Origin of the sequence: uncultured Bacteroides sp. (assembly GCF_958445495.1) — a bacterium.
Classification (GTDB): Bacteria; Bacteroidota; Bacteroidia; order Bacteroidales; family Bacteroidaceae; genus Bacteroides.
In genome coordinates, this window is record NZ_CAUCSQ010000052.1 from 1 (window position 1) to 18,650 (window position 18,650).

The 18,650-nt window shown below is 40.0% G+C and carries 11 protein-coding genes; 7 read left to right on the forward strand and 4 right to left on the reverse strand.

Going from position 1 to position 18,650, the window contains the following annotated elements:
* Positions 1 to 356 precede the first annotated feature (356 nt).
* A complete protein-coding gene (locus Q5076_RS14745) occupies positions 357 to 2,147 on the reverse strand; it encodes a glycoside hydrolase family 15 protein (protein ID WP_303014363.1) in 1,791 nt (596 codons plus the stop codon).
* A 13-nt stretch (positions 2,148 to 2,160) separates the two neighbouring features.
* Positions 2,161 to 4,413, reverse strand: a complete 2,253-nt coding sequence (locus tag Q5076_RS14750) for a bifunctional alpha,alpha-trehalose-phosphate synthase (UDP-forming)/trehalose-phosphatase (protein WP_303014364.1) — start codon at positions 4,411 to 4,413, stop codon at positions 2,161 to 2,163.
* Positions 4,414 to 4,885: 472 nt separating this feature from the next.
* On the opposite strand from Q5076_RS14750, the gene kdpF reads away from it, so the two are divergent.
* The 7 genes from kdpF to Q5076_RS14785 all read left to right on the forward strand — a co-directional run bounded on the left by kdpF (position 4,886) and on the right by Q5076_RS14785 (position 12,886).
* Entirely contained in the window at positions 4,886 to 4,966 is an 81-nt protein-coding gene (gene kdpF, locus Q5076_RS14755) for a K(+)-transporting ATPase subunit F (protein WP_032849815.1), read from the forward strand.
* A gap of 25 nt (positions 4,967 to 4,991) precedes the next feature.
* On the forward strand, positions 4,992 to 6,698 hold the full coding sequence (gene kdpA, locus Q5076_RS14760; protein ID WP_303014366.1) for a potassium-transporting ATPase subunit KdpA: 1,707 nt from the start codon (positions 4,992 to 4,994) through the stop codon (positions 6,696 to 6,698).
* Positions 6,699 to 6,716: 18 nt separating this feature from the next.
* Positions 6,717 to 8,750 (forward strand): potassium-transporting ATPase subunit KdpB, encoded by a 2,034-nt coding sequence (kdpB, locus tag Q5076_RS14765; RefSeq protein ID WP_303014367.1) that lies wholly within the window; start codon positions 6,717 to 6,719, stop codon positions 8,748 to 8,750.
* Between the two features lie 15 nt (positions 8,751 to 8,765).
* The gene (locus Q5076_RS14770) at positions 8,766 to 9,338 is read left to right on the forward strand and encodes a K(+)-transporting ATPase subunit C (RefSeq protein ID WP_303014368.1); all 573 of its coding nucleotides are present in this window, start codon (positions 8,766 to 8,768) and stop codon (positions 9,336 to 9,338) included.
* Positions 9,339 to 9,457: 119 nt separating this feature from the next.
* Positions 9,458 to 10,216, forward strand: a complete 759-nt coding sequence (locus tag Q5076_RS14775) for a hypothetical protein (RefSeq protein WP_303014369.1) — start codon at positions 9,458 to 9,460, stop codon at positions 10,214 to 10,216.
* Between the two features lie 79 nt (positions 10,217 to 10,295).
* Positions 10,296 to 11,426 carry a sensor protein KdpD gene (locus Q5076_RS14780; protein WP_303014370.1) on the forward strand — a complete coding sequence of 377 codons (1,131 nt, stop codon included), beginning with the start codon at positions 10,296 to 10,298 and terminating at the stop codon, positions 11,424 to 11,426.
* Positions 11,427 to 11,446: 20 nt separating this feature from the next.
* Positions 11,447 to 12,886, forward strand: coding sequence for an ATP-binding protein (locus Q5076_RS14785; protein WP_303014372.1), 1,440 nt, complete (start codon positions 11,447 to 11,449; stop codon positions 12,884 to 12,886).
* A 612-nt stretch (positions 12,887 to 13,498) separates the two neighbouring features.
* Here Q5076_RS14785 and Q5076_RS14790 read toward each other — a convergent pair.
* Together Q5076_RS14790 and Q5076_RS14795 are read right to left on the reverse strand one after the other, a co-directional pair.
* Positions 13,499 to 16,042, reverse strand: coding sequence for a zinc-dependent metalloprotease (locus Q5076_RS14790; protein WP_303014373.1), 2,544 nt, complete (start codon positions 16,040 to 16,042; stop codon positions 13,499 to 13,501).
* A gap of 14 nt (positions 16,043 to 16,056) precedes the next feature.
* The gene (locus tag Q5076_RS14795; protein WP_303014374.1) at positions 16,057 to 18,642 is read right to left on the reverse strand and encodes a zinc-dependent metalloprotease; all 2,586 of its coding nucleotides are present in this window, start codon (positions 18,640 to 18,642) and stop codon (positions 16,057 to 16,059) included.
* Positions 18,643 to 18,650 lie beyond the last annotated feature (8 nt).

Genomic DNA, 18,650 nt, shown 5'->3' on the forward strand with positions numbered 1-18,650 from the left:
CGATTCATGCTCGAAGCATTGTGAATTGGCCGGCTTTTTTGTATGGTTAGGTATTCCCTCCTCTTCCCCTCCCGGAAAATAGGGTCTGACAGCCTGAACAATCGTTCTTTAAAGCTATGGCTGGGATATGAAGAAATCCAGTTGGGATTCAGTCTACGTTGGGTTCTTTACAGGGTTAGATACATCTCTCTAAATGTGTAGCGATATGGTATGCGATAAGATATGCATGTAACGACAGGTACGAGGATAACAGGGGGAATGATACCCTTTCAGAACAATATATTCCCCCGTACTTCTCGACGTATATATATGATAAGTAATACAGTAGGGCTCGGTACGCAATATACATACAGATTTTAAGGTCGTATGAAAGCGAGCCTTTTCTCCTCTTGTGCGAAAAGTATGGCAGTATTGACTAGCGCCAGATGTGAGTATGCTTGAGGAAAGTTACCTAATTGTTCTTTTGTTTCGAAATCAATATCCTCACTGAATAGTCCGAGATGGTTTGAATACTTCAGGACTTCATCAAATAGGCAACGCGCCTCTTCCTTTTTTCCTGTGACGAATAGGGCGCGTATGAGCCAAAATGTACAGATTGTGAATGAGGAAGTCGGAAGACCGAAATCGTCTTTGCTATTGTAACGGTACATGAACCCTTTATGAAATAGAGCTTTTTTGACACTTTCAACGGTTTTGTGGTAACGTATATCGTCTGCCTCTATGAATCCGTAAGGTTCCATGAGTAATAATGAGGAATCCATTGCCTCGTTGGTATAACTTTGTGTAAAGCTTTGAAGTTTCTCATTCCAGCCATGTTGTATTACGTCTTTTTTTATTTTCTCAGCTTCATGTTGCCAACGTTCACTATAATTGTATTTATTGAGTATTTGGGCGATTTTGGCCCCCCGGTCCAATGCTACCCAACACATGACTTTGGAGGAAACAAAATGCTGGCCTTCTCCTCTGATTTCCCAAATACCTTTATCAGGTTTTCTCCAGTTTTCTATTACTGTTGCCAGAATGGTTTTTACCATTTCCCACATATCTTCAATTTCATCCAGTGTACCGGGCATTAGCCGGTAATATTGGTAAATCAAATCCATTAAATAACCGAAAGAGTCATTTTGTTTTTGATGGTAAGCATCATTTCCTATCCGTACTGGCTTGGAGTTTTTATATCCTGAAAGATGTTCGAGTATTATTTCTGTCAATTTATGTTCTCCCCGGATACCATACATGATTTGGTAGTCATGTTTGGAAACGAAGGTAGATTGAATAAATTTCATAAAACGCTTGGCAGCACCGGTATGTCCGATTTGGAACATGGTTTCGATTGACATGGAAGCGTCTCGGAGCCAACAGAAACGGTAATCCCAGTTACGGACTTCTCCTATGGCTTCCGGTAAACTTGTGGTAAGGGCAGCGAGTACTGCTCCATTGTGATAGGACATTAATTTCAGAACTAATAGACTTCGTTCAATGACATCGTTGTATAACGTGTATTGTTTACTTCTATTGGTCCAGTTTAGCCAATATACTAGTGTACGGCAATATTCTATCTTTTCTCTTTCTATATCAATGGGGATTACCTTTTCATTGTATGAAAGTAGTAAGAATTCGTCTTTTTCAAGAACGATTTCTTCTTGTTCTGTGATGGCCTGTAAAGGTAAGGAGGCGTATAAGTATTGCCTGTCTTTATTATCGGAAGAACAATAGGTTTCAATATATTGTGAAGTAATATTAAGAATTACCTTGCCCTGTGCATAGTTCGGAGCTGGATGATAGTTTATTTTAAAACGAGGTTTTCCCTTTATCCAATGTATGTAACGGTATAATTCGGCAGGCAGGTAGTGTCCGGTTTCGTCTTTAGAACGGTAACAGGGCATGTAATCGAGGACTACAAATTCTCCTTCGTCGGAAGAAAAGCGAGTAGATAGAATATTTGTGTGGGGTACATAATTTTGTGTGATGTGATAATCGTTGGATACTTTAAAACCAAAATCACCTCCTTTTTCCCGGTCGAGTAGGCTGGCGAAAATAGAAGGAGAGTCGAAATCGGGAAAACATAACCACTCAATATTTCCTGTTTGGGAAATAAGAGCCGCTGTGCGGCAGTTGCCTATCACCCCATAATTCAGATTACTCATAATATCGTTGTTTTTATTTAGTTTTCAGTAAATCTTTGAGAAAGTCGAAAGCAGAAGTCAGCCGGTTTTTGATGATTCCTTCTGTCGTTGCAGGCTTTTGTTTGTTTAACATGGAACGCAAGAAAGGTAATACATCAGTTTGTGAAAGTAAATTGTAGTTGGCTGCTTCCGATACGCTACCCACTTTTATCGTGATGGCCTTTGGAGGAAGTGCTTGGAACATATCTTCATCGGTGGTATCATCTCCTATTGCTATAACGAAGTCATACCGCTTGTTGGCCAGTAAACGCCCTGCTTCCGAACCTTTGTTATAATCAGGTGATTTGATTTCAATCACTTTGTTTCCTTGCAAAATTTGTAATTTTTGTCGGGTACATAGAGAAACTAAAGCATTGACGAGTTGCTGGGCCCTCAATGTACCAAGCCATGCATCGCTTTCACGATAATGCCATGCCAGGGCTGTTTCTTTTACTTCCAGATGTGAGTGGGGAGTTCTATCTACAAACATTTGTAAAATGGAAAGAATGCCTGCTCCCCACTCCATTTTTTTAATGTTTTTATGCCAAACACCGTTTTCTTTGTAAAAAGCTCCGTGTTCGGCAGCTAAAGAGATAGGTAGGGAGCCGAACCATTTTTCTAATGTGAAATGATCCCGCCCGCTATTGATAACAATATGATTGGCGGGATCACTTGCCAGATGTTGTAGAATAGAAATGAGTTCGGGTGTAGGTTGAGCATCTTCAGGGCGTGGCCTGAGTGCGGCTAAGGTACCGTCGTAATCTAGTAAGAACAAGCGTTGTTTTGCCTGATTATATTTAAGTTTGATTTGTGCGATGGTGGTCGGTACGATACGTTTCTTTCGTAATGTATCGTTCTTCATGCAGGTTATATTTAGCTCATTGACAAAATCTGCAGCCCATTTATTGACCGTTTGCACGGATAAGATACTTTGCATTTGTCGTAAACGTCTTTTCTGTTCATCTTCCGGCATCTCAAGCGCTTGGCAGATAGCATTTTCTATTTGTTCCGTGTCGTTTGGATTAATTTGAATAGCTTCGGTCAGTTCTACTGCCGCACCTGCCATTTCACTGAGAATGAGTACGCCGGGATTATCGTATTTAGTGGCTACATATTCTTTGGCTACTAGATTCATACCGTCTCGTAGTGGAGTAACCAGGGCGATGTCGGCTACATAATACATGGCAGTCAGTTCTTCCAATGAGAAACCATGATAGAAATAACAGACAGGAGTCCAGTCCATTGTGGAGTAACGTCCGTTGATAGAACCGATTTCCTCATCGATTTTTGTTTTCAATTCGGCATAACTTCCCACTTGGTCTCGTGAAGGGACGATAACCATTGCTAATGTCACTTTTCCATGATATTCGGGATGGTGTTCGAGGAAAGTTGCAAAGCCGTGTAAGCGGTGCAGTATCCCTTTGCTATAATCCAGCCTGTCTACCGACAAAATTAATTTATGTTTGCCAAACAATTTTCGGGTACGGTCGATAGCTTTATGTACTTCTTCGTTTTCCGAAGCTTTATGGTAGAGTTCGTAATTGATACCCATTGGCAGTGCGTCTACTCTTGTTACCCGATTACCGATTTGTACCTCATCCAGTTTGAAGTCAAGATGTAGGACACGTTCTACGGCACTGATAAAATGCCGCATGTAATCATGGGTATGAAAAGCAATGAAATCCGCTCCCAACAACCCTTTCAAGATTTCGGCGCGTTCCGGAAGAATACGGAACAGTTCATAAGAAGGGAATGGTATGTGGTGGAAATAACCGATACATAGTTCCGGATATATTTTCCTTAGCATTCCGGGAAGTAACATCAACTGGTAGTCCTGTATCCATACTTTATCTCCAGGGCGTATCAACCGACAAATCTCTTCGCAGAAAAGTTGGTTGACTTGCCGGTAAGACTGCCAGAAACAATTCTTATATAAGGTATAGGCGTAAAAGTAATGGCATAATGGCCAGATTGTACTATTACTGTATCCTTCATAATAATTGTGAATCTGTTCTTCCGACAAAAAAACCGGATGAAAATTCATACTTTGCAGTTTTTCATCAATCTCTTGTCGGTCCGTTCCTTTGTCTGTACATATTCCGGGCCATCCTATCCAGTGTTTTTCGTAAGAAATCTGGAGGGAGTCCAAACCCGTTGCCAGCCCGCCTTCACTACGTGAGAAGGAAAATGTCCCATTTGAGCTGGTTACTTTTATCGGTAATCTGTTTGAAATAATATAAAGTTTCATACTTATTTATCGACAAAGCATATACCAATTGAAGGATGAGTAATATTAGTGTTTATATATCAGTAGGTTATGGAAATATGATTTATATATGCATACTTTTCAAAATGGAAATAGCCTTCCAAAATGAAAATTTCTTTAGTTCTCGTTCGGTTATATCTCCGGAAATATGCACACCTTTTCAAAATAGAATCCTTTTTCCAAAATGAAAAGGTCTGTTGTTCGAATAAGAATAGAATGGATTATCGTATTTGGTTGAATATAAGCCAGTTGTTTTTTCTTCTGTTTTTATGGCACGCATTTGGCATAAAGAGTGGCAAATAAAATCAGTAGTAATTATTTAAAAAGTAAAAACATGGGAATAACATTATCTTTTATTTTTTGCCTGTTGAGCGGATTTGCTTGCTTTTGGCTGTTTTGGAAGTGTGTAGATTGGTTTGAAAAAATCTAAAAAGAGAAAAAGGAGATTTTAATTATGTACACAGCACTATTTGTATTAGGTATTGCAATCTTCGGTTATTTGATGTATGTACTCATCAAACCCGAAAAGTTTTAAAGGTTATACAGTTTAAGGTAAAAGTATGAATACAGAAATTTTAGGTGTGGTTGCGCAGATTACCTTGTTGGTGATTCTGTCTTATCCACTGGGTAAATACATCGCCAAAGTTTATAAAGGAGAAAAAACTTGGTCGGATTTTATGGCTCCTATCGAAAGAGCTATTTATAAGGTATGCGGGATTAATCCTAAAGAGGAGATGAACTGGAAACAGTTCTTGAAAGCATTGTTGATTTTAAATGCTTTTTGGTTTGTATGGGGAATGGTATTATTGGTTTCACAAGGTTGGTTACCTTTGAATCCGGATGGCAATGGACCGCAAACACCGGACCAGGCTTTTAATACGTGTATTAGTTTTATGGTCAATTGTAACTTGCAGCATTATAGCGGTGAAAGCGGATTGACTTATTTTACCCAATTGTTTGTTATCATGCTCTTTCAATTCATAACGGCTGCAACAGGTATGGCTGCTATGGCTGGTATTATGAAAAGTATTGCAGCAAAGACAACGAAGACTATTGGTAACTTCTGGCATTTTCTTGTAATAAGCTGTACACGTATTTTGTTACCTCTTTCTTTGATTGTAGGTTTCATTCTGATTCTGCAAGGTACGCCGATGGGATTTGATGGAAAAATGAAAATAACGACCCTCGAAGGTCAGGAGCAGATGGTTTCCCAAGGTCCTACGGCTGCGATTGTTCCTATCAAGCAACTTGGTACGAATGGCGGTGGCTATTTTGGGGTAAATTCATCTCATCCGCTGGAAAATCCTACTTATCTTACTAATATGGTTGAATGCTGGTCTATCCTGATTATTCCGATGGCAATGGTACTGGCGTTGGGATTCTATACTTGCAGGAGAAAATTGGCATATAGTATTTACGGAGTAATGTTGTTTGCCTTTTTGGTAGGTGTTTGCATCAATGTCAGTCAGGAGATGGGTGGTAATCCCCGTATCGATGAAATGGGAATTGCACAGGATAACGGTGCGATGGAAGGTAAGGAGATACGCCTTGGCGCCGGTGGTACAGCATTGTGGAGTATCGTTACTACGGTAACTTCCAACGGTTCTGTCAACGGTATGCATGACTCCACAATGCCGTTGTCAGGAATGATGGAAATGTTGAACATGCAGATAAATACCTGGTTTGGAGGTGTCGGGGTAGGATGGATGAACTATTATACCTTTATCATCATAGCAGTGTTTATCAGTGGGTTGATGGTGGGACGTACACCGGAATTCCTGGGTAAGAAAGTTGAAGCCAGGGAAATGAAAATTGCTACTATCGTAGCTTTGCTTCACCCGTTTGTGATACTGGTATTCACAGCAATTTCAAGTTATATTTATGCACATCATCCTGATTTTGTAGAAAGTGAAGGCGGCTGGCTGAACAATATGGGATTTCATGGCCTGAGTGAACAGCTTTATGAATATACTTCTTGTGCCGCCAACAACGGTTCAGGTTTTGAGGGCTTGGGAGACAATACTTATTTCTGGAACTGGACATGTGGTATCGTACTTATTCTTAGTCGTTTCCTTCCTATTGTCGGACAAGTCGCTATTGCCGGTTTACTTGCTCAGAAAAAGTTTATCCCTGAAAGTGCAGGAACATTGAAAACCGATACGGTTACTTTTGGAGTTATGACATTTGCCGTTATCTTTATTGTCGCTGCTCTGTCATTCTTCCCGGTACATGCGTTGAGTACGATTGCTGAACATTTAAGTTTGTAATACTGAATTAGAGAAGATATGAAAAATAATACGTCAGCTTCTTTGTTTCCAAAGGAGCAAGTTATGGAAAGTTTGAAACAGTCATTCGTGAAACTGAATCCACGATTGATGATAAAGAATCCGATTATGTTTACGGTGGAAGTGGCAACGGTAGTCATGTTGTTCGTTACCCTTTATTCTATTGTAAATTCCTCACAGGGTTCGTTTGCTTATAACATTGCCGTGTTTGTCATTTTGTTCATTACGTTGTTGTTTGCCAATTTTGCCGAAGCTATTGCCGAAGCACGCGGTAAGGCACAGGCAGACAGTTTGCGTAAGACTCGTGAAGAGACACCGGCAAAGAAAGTGGAAGGTAATAAGATTGTTACTATAAGTTCTTCTCAATTGAAGAAAGGCGACGTGTTTATTTGCGATGCCGGCGATGTGATTCCTTCAGACGGTGAAATTATCGAAGGTTTGGCTTCTATCGACGAGAGTGCCATTACTGGCGAGTCTGCTCCGGTAATCCGGGAAGCAGGAGGAGATAAGAGCTCTGTAACGGGTGGTACGAAAGTGCTTTCCGACCATATAAAGGTAATGGTGACTACCCAACCGGGGGAAAGTTTCTTAGATAAGATGATTGCACTTGTGGAAGGTGCTTCCCGTCAGAAAACCCCGAATGAGATAGCATTAACTATTTTGCTGGCAGGTTTTACGCTCGTTTTTGTCATTGTGTGTGTTACCTTAAAACCGTTTGCCGATTATAGTAATACTGTCATCACCATTGCTTCACTTATTTCTCTGTTTGTGTGTCTGATTCCGACAACTATCGGTGGACTTCTTTCTGCCATCGGTATTGCCGGTATGGACCGCGCACTTCGTGCCAATGTGATAACCAAGTCGGGAAAAGCTGTGGAAACTGCAGGTGATATTGATACATTATTGTTGGATAAAACGGGTACTATTACAATTGGTAACCGTAAAGCCACTCATTTTCACACGGCTCCGGGTGTCGAGTTACATGATTTTGTAGAAACCTGTCTGTTGTCCTCTCTGTCTGACGAGACTCCTGAAGGAAAGTCTATCGTTGAATTAGGACGTGAATCCGGTATTCGCATGCGTAGTTTGAATACGACAGGAGCGCACATGATAAAGTTTACAGCAGAAACCAAATGTTCTGGCGTTGATTTGGCTGACGGTACACAGATACGTAAAGGAGCGTTTGACGCTATCCGCAAGATTGTAGAGGGAGCCGGAAATAAATTCCCGAAAGAAGTTGAAGAAGTGATTTCCGCAATCTCAAGTAATGGTGGTACTCCGTTGGTGGTTTGCGTGAATCAGAAAGTAACGGGAGTTATTGAGTTGCAGGATATCATTAAACCGGGTATTCAGGAACGTTTTGAACGCTTGCGCAAGATGGGAGTGAAAACTGTGATGGTGACAGGTGACAACCCGTTGACTGCTAAATATATTGCAGAAAAAGCCGGTGTGGACGATTTTATAGCCGAAGCTAAGCCGGAAGATAAGATGGAATATATTAAGAAAGAACAACAGGCAGGTAAGCTGGTAGCTATGATGGGTGACGGTACGAATGATGCGCCGGCTCTGGCACAGGCTAATGTGGGTGTTGCCATGAACAGTGGTACACAGGCAGCTAAGGAAGCCGGAAATATGGTGGATTTGGATAATGACCCGACCAAATTGATTGAAATTGTGGAAATCGGTAAACAGTTATTGATGACTCGCGGGACATTGACTACTTTCTCTATAGCCAATGACGTTGCCAAGTATTTTGCTATTGTTCCCGCATTGTTTATGGTTGCTATTCCGGAATTGGCAGCTTTGAATATTATGCATCTTCATAGTCCGGAGAGCGCTATCCTTTCAGCAGTGATTTTCAATGCGATTATTATCCCGATTCTGATTCCGCTGGCTTTACGTGGCGTGCAGTATAAACCGATTGGTGCAAGTGCCTTGCTTCGTCGTAATCTGTTGATTTATGGTGTGGGTGGCGTAATTGTTCCTTTCGTGGGAATTAAGTTAATAGATTTATTGGTAGGTTTATTCTTTTAATTAAAAACGATAGCAATGAAAACTGTATTGAAGTCATTAAAAATAACGATTGCTTTTTGTGTCTTTTTCTCTGTATTCTACATCTTTATCCTGTGGTTGTTTGCCCAGGTTGCAGGTCCTAATAAAGGAAATGCCGAGGTAGCCATGCTGAATGGAAAAGTGGTGGGTGCAGCCAATGTCGGACAGATGTTCACAAAAGATATTTATTTCTGGGGACGTCCTTCTTGTGCCGGTGACGGATATGATGCCAGCAGTTCTGCCGGTAGCAATAAAGGTCCTACAAATCCGGAATATCTGGATGAAGTGAAAGCCCGTATTGATACGTTTCTCGTACATCATCCGTATTTGAATCGTGCAGATGTACCTGCCGAAATGGTGACAGCCAGCGGTTCCGGTCTTGACCCTAACATTACTCCCCAATGTGCTTATGTACAGGTAAAAAGAGTTGCACAGGCACGTGGATTAAGAGAAGAACAGGTGAAGGCAATCGTTGATGAAAATATCGAAAAACCACTTCTGGGATTTTTAGGAACGGAAAAAGTGAATGTGTTGAAGCTGAATATAGCACTTGAAGAAAGTAGTAAGTAGGTGAAAATTGTGGGCAGCGTTCCTGTCCGGACCGTTTTTGCTATGCTGACGGTTCAAAGTAACAGGGTGGGATAGGGCGCTGCCTTTTTTGAAACATAAAATAGAATTAGATAAGAAGTATGAAAAAGTTTTTTAGTAAAAAGAGTATTTTAGGAACAATGGTCGTTGCGACCGTATGTATGTTAGGAACCAACAGCGTAAAGGCTCAAGAATTTACTATACAAGGTGATTTGGTGAGTTCGTATGTCTGGCGTGGTGTTTACCAAGGAGGGGCGGCTTCTTTTCAGCCTACTTTAGGATTCAGTATGGGTAATTTCTCACTTACTGCATGGGGATCAACCAGTTTGAGTGAAAGTAATAAGGAAATAGATTTGACAGCAGCTTATAAGTTTGGCGAGTCGGGTCCGTCAATTTCCATTGCTAGCCTTTGGTGGGCAGGTCAGGGAGCTAATGATTATTTTCATTTTAAGAGTCACGAAACTGCCCACCATTTTGAAGCAGGATTATCTTATACATTGCCTATTGAGAAATTCCCTTTGTCAATAGCATGGTACACTATGTTTGCTGGAGCCGATAAGAATGATAAAGGAAAACAAAATTATTCATCTTATCTTGAATTGAACTATCCGTTTACTGTGAAGGATGTCGATTTGAACGCTACTGTCGGTATGTTGCCTTACGAAGCCGGATATAATAACGATGTTACTCCCATTTATGGAGTGTCCAACAGTGGGTTTGCTGTAACGAATGTTGCTTTGAAAGCAACGAAAGCCATAAACTTCAATACAAAATTTTCATTGCCTATATTTGTACAAGCTATATGGAATCCGCGTATGGAGGATGCTCATTTAGTGTTTGGTGTGACTTTGAGACCATAAATTAACTCATGAATTTTTGTATGACCCGTGATGATCGTGATGATTGTTACGGGTTGGAATGTTTAAACAAACAGATAAAATGGATGATAGAGAACAAAGTGTACAGCATTTTCTAGACTTGATAAAGAAATCCCAGCGAGGTAAGTTTAAAGTCTATATCGGTATGATAGCGGGCGTGGGAAAATCATATCGTATGCTTCAAGAGGCGCATGAATTATTGGAAAATGGGGTAGACGTGAAAATCGGTTACATCGAAACTCATGGACGTGCCGGGACAGAAGCGATGCTGCAAGGACTCCCTGTCATTCCGCGACGGAAGATTTTCTATAAAGGGAAGGAGTTGGAAGAGATGGATTTGGATACCATTATCCGTCTTCATCCTGAAATTGTGATTGTGGACGAACTGGCGCATACCAATGTGGAAGGAAGTTTGAATGAGAAACGTTGGCAGGATGTAATGACATTGCTGGATGAAGGAATAAATGTGATTTCGGCAATCAATATCCAGCACATTGAAAGCGTGAATGAAGAAGTACAGGAGATTACAGGGATTGAGGTGAAGGAGCGAGTTCCCGATAGTGTAATTCAGGAAGCCGATGAAGTCGTGAATATTGACTTGACGGCAGAAGAATTGATCACTCGTCTGAAAGCGGGGAAAATATACCGTCCGGAAAAGATACAGACAGCGCTCGATAATTTTTTTCGTGCAGAAAACATTTTACAATTACGAGAACTGGCTTTGAAAGAAGTTGCGCTTCGGGTGGAGAAAAAGGTTGAAAATGAAGTGGTGATGGGGGTAGCTGTCGGAGTGCGGCATGAGAAATTTTTGGCATGTATCAGCAGCCATGAAAAGACACCCCGCCGCATTATTCGTAAGGCTGCACGGCTGGCAACCCGTTATAATACGACATTTGTTGCTTTGTATGTGCAGACTCCGCAAGAAAGTATGGACAGGATTGATTTGGCAAGACAACGTTATTTACTGAATCATTTTAAATTGGTGACAGAGTTGGGTGGTGAAGTATTGCAGGTGCAGTCTAAGGATATTTTGGGGAGTATCATACAGGCCTGTAAAGATAAACAGATTTCAACCGTTTGTATGGGTTCTCCCAACTTGATGTTACCGGGGGCCATCTGCTCCATATTGAAATATAGAAAATTTTTAAGTAATTTGTCGCAAGCTAATATAGATTTGATTATACTTGCATAATATTAATCCGTATGAATGTTATGAATATTAAAACGAAACTGGTACTTGGTATTGGGATGCTGGCAGGAATGATTATTTTGTTAGTGACACTTTCTGTAGTTAACCTTCAAATTTTAACCGCTACGGAACCGGATAGCCCTGCGGCCGTACCTGGATTGGAACGGGCTTTGCTTTGGATTTCTATCACCGGAGGTATTTGTATTCTTACCGGATTGGGATTGTTATACTGGCTTCCCCGCTCTATCAGTCGGCCGATAAAAGAATTGAAAGATGGAATTCTGGAGATAGCCAACCATAATTACGAGAAACGTCTTGATATGAGCGATAACGCCGAATTTAGCGAGGTGGCGGATAGTTTCAACCGGATGGCGGAGCGTTTGACCGAGTATCGTGCCAGTACCTTGTCTGACATTCTTTCAGCTAAAAAATTTATTGAAGCCATTGTAAACAGTATTGATGATCCGATTATCGGGCTGAATACGGAACGTGAAATTTTGTTTATAAATGAGGAAGCGTTGAATGTATTGAATTTAAAACGTGAAAATGTTATTCGTAAATCGGCAGAAGAACTTTCTCTGAAAAATGACTTGTTACGACGTCTGATTCGTGAATTAGTGACTCCAAGCGACCAAAAAGAACCTTTAAAAATTTATGCGGATAACAAGGAAAGTTATTTCAAGGCTTCTTATATTCCAATTAATAATACGGATGCAAAGAAAGATGGGCCGAAAAGGCTGGGAGATGTGATTCTATTGAAAAATATCACGGAATTTAAGGAATTGGACTCTGCGAAAACGACTTTTATTTCAACGATTTCACATGAATTAAAGACTCCGATTGCCGCTATTATGATGAGCCTTAATTTGTTAGAAGATAAACGTGTAGGAGCTTTAAACGATGAGCAGGAACAATTGTCGAAAAGTATCAAAGAAAATAGCGAACGGCTGCTTAGTATTACGGGTGAATTATTGAACATGACTCAGGTAGAAGCTGGTAAGCTTCAATTAATGCCTAAGATTACAAAACCTATCGAATTGATTGAATATGCCATTAAAGCTAATCGGGTGCAGGCGGATAAATTCAATATTCAGATTGAAGTGGAATATCCGGAAGAAAAGATTGGTAAACTGTTTGTCGACAGTGAGAAGATTGCATGGGTGTTGACAAATTTATTAAGCAATGCCATACGTTATTCAAAAGAGAATGGTCGGGTCATCATTGGAGCCAAACAGGATGGAAATATGATAGAGTTGTATGTTCAGGATTTTGGAAAAGGGATTGACCCGCGTTACCACCAAAGTATTTTTGACCGTTATTTCCGTGTTCCGGGAACGAAAGTACAAGGTAGCGGTCTGGGATTATCCATCTCAAAAGATTTCGTAGAGGCTCACGGCGGTACGTTGACCGTAGAGAGTGAATTGGGTAAAGGAAGTCGGTTTGTGATGCGGCTGAAAGCGTAAAGTTCTTCATTCGTTCTAAGAAATATTTTTTGTTTGAAAGTAGACCGATTATATCGCTGTAGCGATAAGGAGGAGCTATAATTAAACTTCCGATAATTTATCGGAAGTCTTTGTTTTTTATAGTCTTTTATTTATCGCTTTGTGCGTCTTTGGTGTACTTTTATACAATTATTTGTGATTCTTACTCTTGGAGATATCCGTTTGGAAGATTCTTTATCAATTGTTTGCTGAAACGGGTAATGGTGTGGTGTCTGAGAATTTCTATGGTTTCATGATTTTTCCTTCATTGGATATGTAACGCAATTGCCAATCTTTGTTGTATGTTATATAAGTTGGCTCCAACGGAGTTTTCCCCATTTGTTATTTGAATTAGAGGGAGAAAACTCGGGATGGTGATTTTGTCTTTTTGAAAGGCTCACTACTTTTATTGTCTTTTCCCTTGATTAGTTAAGAGGGAGAGGGAGGGACTTGTACAAATGTACATATCATTGTATTAAAATTGAATACAATGAATAAAATAATCTGTTTCATAATATAATCTTTTACTTGTCGAGTATTTTACTATCACTGAATTTTTATATCAAATATACATGTTAAGTGTTAAGGGAAAGGTTAGATTACTCTATCAATCATCGTTATCAGATAATCACATTTTCCACGTTCAATATCATTGTTTGCCAAAGAACGAGCTCGTATCAGATAGCGTCGTGCACTTTTCAACTTATCATAGCAAATAGGCTCGATGTCTGTACCTGAATAAAAATTTATTGCAGTTGTCGGCTCTATACCATTTTGTTCTTCTGGGTAAGTGACGTCCGTGGAAGTCATCAGCAATCCTAATGTTTGTAGCTTATGGCTGGCCTGTTCATTGAGGGCAATGGAAGCCGCTCTTGTTGATACAGCCTTATCAATAGCTTTTAATGTCGGACACATTCCTTTCAAAGAACTGATATATACGGAAAGTTGTGCAATCATTGGATTGCTTAACGGTTTTCCGCTTATGGTTTCCTTGAATAATTGCTTTTCTATATCGTTCAAATAAGCCTCTTGCGTATAAGGTTTATCTGATTTCTCTACACTTAACCCCATACGCATCAAACGAAACATTAATGACATCATCGGATAGCCATTATTGTAAATCCATGTTGATATATCAGGGTTAACACCGCCTAAACGCAAAAAGTCTTTATTGGAATCCAGCCAGCTTAAATTATAGAAAGTACTGAATATTTTTTGTAATACTTTCTTTTGCATATCTATTGGTACCGGCTGATATGAAGGTACATTACTTTTTTCGTTGGCTTCATTGATATAAATACCACCGATGTAAGAAGATGCTGGTGACAATGTTTTGTTGATTAATTCTATAATCGCAAAATCAGGAAATAATTCCCGGTAATCATTAGGTATATTATCGTCGTGAAACCAGGCAGGACTGTTTTTAACTATGTATTTCACATGAGCGATTTGTGCATCTAAAGAGGCTATCGGATCATTACCTAAATCATAGTTCTGGCAACGCGGGTCTGTGGCGTAGGCTGGTGAACGTTTGCCATAAAAGTAGCGTGGATCTCCATCGTGTTCCATTGCCCATTTTTTTAATGTTTCGGATTCATTTCCGTTGGTGGCGGCATATAAATATTTTAATGTGAATGAATCACATACCCCCGGTTTGTTGACAACCAGTACTACTCCTTTTTCTTTATCGCCGGGTTGGGCTAGATAATTGTATAATACATTGTCCATGACCGAAGCTGTAATACCATATTTCTGGGTGAATTCCGGTGAACGTAATTCTTGGGGAGAGTATGCCGCAGAACCTGCCAGATTAGTAGTCAATCCTAAACTAATCCCAAATGCTTTTAGCATACGTGCTGTCAGATTTTCGCAGATTACATCGTCGGAAATGTAATAAGTACGAAAGCGTGGGTCAACTTCCGCCATTTGATATACTCCATTACGGCGGACACTGGATGCCAAGTCACGTGGTATCCCTATCTTTGTACTAAGTATTTCTCCTGTACGTAGGTCTGTAATATTATATGCGGTAACTTCCGAATTATTGTTATTCAGGAAGGCGATGGTATTTATCATCGGGTTATTGGAACGAAAAGCTGAATCTCTTTCATACGGTTTTATCAGGATTGGTTTTCCCATCCCTAACTCATTAAATACTTTATTCCATTCGTCGGCACTTTTTCTGATAGCCTGAGCCCAGCTATTTTGAATCAAGGTGTCAAGATAGAAAATCATAGATTGTTGTGAGGTCATGTTACGGCGGGTTACGTAGTACCCTTTCTTGGAATGCTTCTCATTACGATAGTCTATGTATGATATATAACCTGTTCCTACACGTGGATTGGCTTCACGGGTAACCATTTTATCTTTTGCCAAAAGTGCTAATGTCGTTTGTACCGACATCGTTAGTTCAGGCTGTTCTTTGGATACAAATCCCATAATACTGATACTTAACTTGGCTGTGCAATTTTGGGTAATGCTGACGCAATTATCAAATGCATCTACAGAATCTATAAAAGAGGTTCTGCTTTGAGGAGAAGCACTTATAATGGTAAGCATCCCCCCGTAATTGCGCCCGCTTAGATTGAGTACGTCTTTGTTAGAGCAGGAAAAAAAGGAGGTTGCATTGAAGACGACCGATGTGGAATCAGTTGTATAACCTTCTATTGGAAATGTCTTGTAAATGGCGTTACTGCGTGATAGATAGAAAGCTTCTTTCTGATTATCGTCTTCCTCATTAAGGCGTATGTTATACTTCGGGTCACGAAACAGAATCAAGGAATCGGTTTGGTCGATAATCAGATATCTGCTTTGGGCAGCCCTGGTGCCTGTCAATGATATGTCACTGGAACCCGTGATAGCGGAATTGACAAGGAAGTCACGCCCCATTAGCTTAACCGGTATCTCCAGATAGATTTTTTCTTCATATTGATGGACGGTAATGGTACCTTTGCTAACGGTATGTTTCTTTTTGTCTTTGAAAAGTTTATCGTAAACACTTTTTTTCTTCTTCTGTACACTATCTGCTTGTTGTTCGGTTTTAGCTTTTCCTTTTTTCTTTTTAGAGCGGGCGTTTGCTTCATTTGTTGATCCTATGATTATCAAACTAGCTAGTAACCATAAAAATAGTCTTTTCATCTTTTATCCCTCCCTTATTTTAAATTGATGTCGAGCATCTTCAATAACAATTCATAGTGTGCTTTGGTCTTTCCTGATGTGACAGCAGCCTTTTGTTTCATTAATTGTTTCGCTTTGGTTATATAGGCATATACATCTGCTTGTGTAACTTTGGCTGTCATGGAAAAACGATTCAGAGGTTTCCATTCGAAACCTGCTACGGGATTGTGGTTGGCTTCGTTTTTGATAGTATGTCTTTGGCAACAAATATATCCGAATTGGCGCTGGTTTATATCAAACGGCTTTTCTCCGGCTAATGCTTTTCCGGTTCCTTTGATTGTGAAACCGGCAGTCTGCATCATCATGTATATATATTGTTTCTGGAGATTCATTTGGGATTCCGTCAATATGTGTCCAGCAAGGGTCGGTTTCCAGACAAAATTGTATATCATGTTGAATGCTTCGGCTGCAGTAAATGAATCTTCGTCCAGCCCTTCATATTGGGAGACTTGGAAGGGCACCGGTAGGATATACCTTAACATGAAGTTTTGAATGGTCTGTTTGGGTGAGCCGGAAATCGGGAATTTTGCTAACAATTTTTTATTGTCGAGCCAGTCCAGATCGTTGTAGATTTCAAATAAGTAATTCAGGGCTTCTTTTTGTTGTGCTTTCGGAATCTGTGCAAAACGTGGCATTGTATCCCCTTCTTTTACTTCGTTGACGAAGTAGCCGCCTACGTTTCCTGCTACATGAGTAATATACATTGCAAGTTGTTCTACGATTCCTATAAATAAATCTTGGCGGTATTCGTAGGTATCATCCCCTTCAGAAATCCATTTCTCCAGATTATCCGTAATGTATTTAAGGTTCTTGATACCGTATCGGGTCGCTTTCATAGAGTTGTCACCAATATCTTCCGTTTGTGAACGTGGGTCAACGACTCCATAGACTTGTTGTTTTCCATATCGGTACACAGGATTTTTATTGATAGCATCAGTAATCCATTTACTTGTAACGGCAGATTCCTCTTCTGCAGAATTAACATTGAATATCGGAGTGTATGTCCATCTGACTAGATATTTATCGTATTCGCCAAAACGAGGAGGGGTTAATTTTACACCACGTTCTTTATCGCCCGGTTGAGCCACATAATTGAAGCGGGCATAATCCATAATAGAAGGAGTAGTGCCATACTTTTGTGTGAATTCTGGTGAACGTAAAGAATCTACCGGAAAAGTAGAAGAAGCTCCCATATTATGCATAAATCCTAGGCAGTGACCGATTTCGTGTGATAGTACATAACGCAATGCGTCTCCAACCGTTTCATCCGGAATATTGATTGTACGTACATTCTCATCCGTTTGTGCTGTTTGTACGAACAACCAGTTGCTGATAAGTTTGATAACGTTATGATATAAATACACGGAAGCATTCAGGATTTCTCCGCTTCGTGGATCCACCCATGACGGGCCCATTGCATTTTCAATGCTTGAGGGAGCATAGCGGACACATGAATATTTAATGTTGTCCGGATCGAATTCCGGATCATTGGTTGGGAAGTCTTTGGCTACTATTACATCTTTGAATCCGATTTGTTCGAATAATTCATTCCATTGAGTAACCCCTTCTCTTAAATACGGTTTCCATTTTTCCGGGAATGTGTTATCTATATAGAAAATAATTTGTTTGGTAGGTTTTACTTTTTCACCGCGTAGGTAAGCAGCCGTATCAGAAGGTTGAATATCCCACCGGTTGGCATAGTAGACTGGTGCAGTTGTTTGGGCACCCTCACCTAACCGTTCGCGTTCGGTAAAAAACACACCAATACGGTAGTCCGCCATGCGTGGGCGGTAAGGCTTTTCTTTCAGTAACATGATAGAACGTGTCATTTCTGCAGTGAATGGACGATTCTTTATCAGTGATGTTCCTTGCGAGTTACTGACAGAAAATGTATATGACAGACAACTCTTAATGGAAACATTATCTTTGAAAGCTTTTATTTGTGAGATATAAGAACAGTCCGGTTGATAGTTTTCTGTACGATTGTACATACCGTAAATCGAATTACGGTCAAACGGGCTCATCTTTTTGTTATCACTTAGGAAAACATTAGTCATATCGAATACGATGGCTGTAGAATCATTATTGTATGCCTGAATCTTTTGGTTACTAATAATTGTTCCTAGAGTACTTTTACGTAGAGCTTCATCAATTTGAGTATTGTTTGTGATATAGTCGGTGTTTACTTGACGTAACTGTACGTGTGTTTTATTACGTGTAAACATGACATGGAGTAAATCGGTCGGTTTAGAACCGACTATTGCATTGCCATTATCAGAGATACTGGTGACAGTAGAGCCGATAAGCATATCTTTATTGATTAAATTCACAGGAAGTTCAAAATAAACTTTTCCATCTAATAAGTGTAATGTAATCAATCCTTTTGCTGTTTCATGTTTCTTTTTGAACAGTTTGTCATATTCGCTTTCTTTCTTTTTCGGAGTAGTCTGTTCCGTTTTTACTTTTTTCTTTTTCCAGAAGAATGGAAATTTGCGTTGTGCGTCACTAGCGGTAGCCGAAGCTACCACTAGTGCTGCAAGTAACAGAATTCTTTTTCTCATGTTAGTTT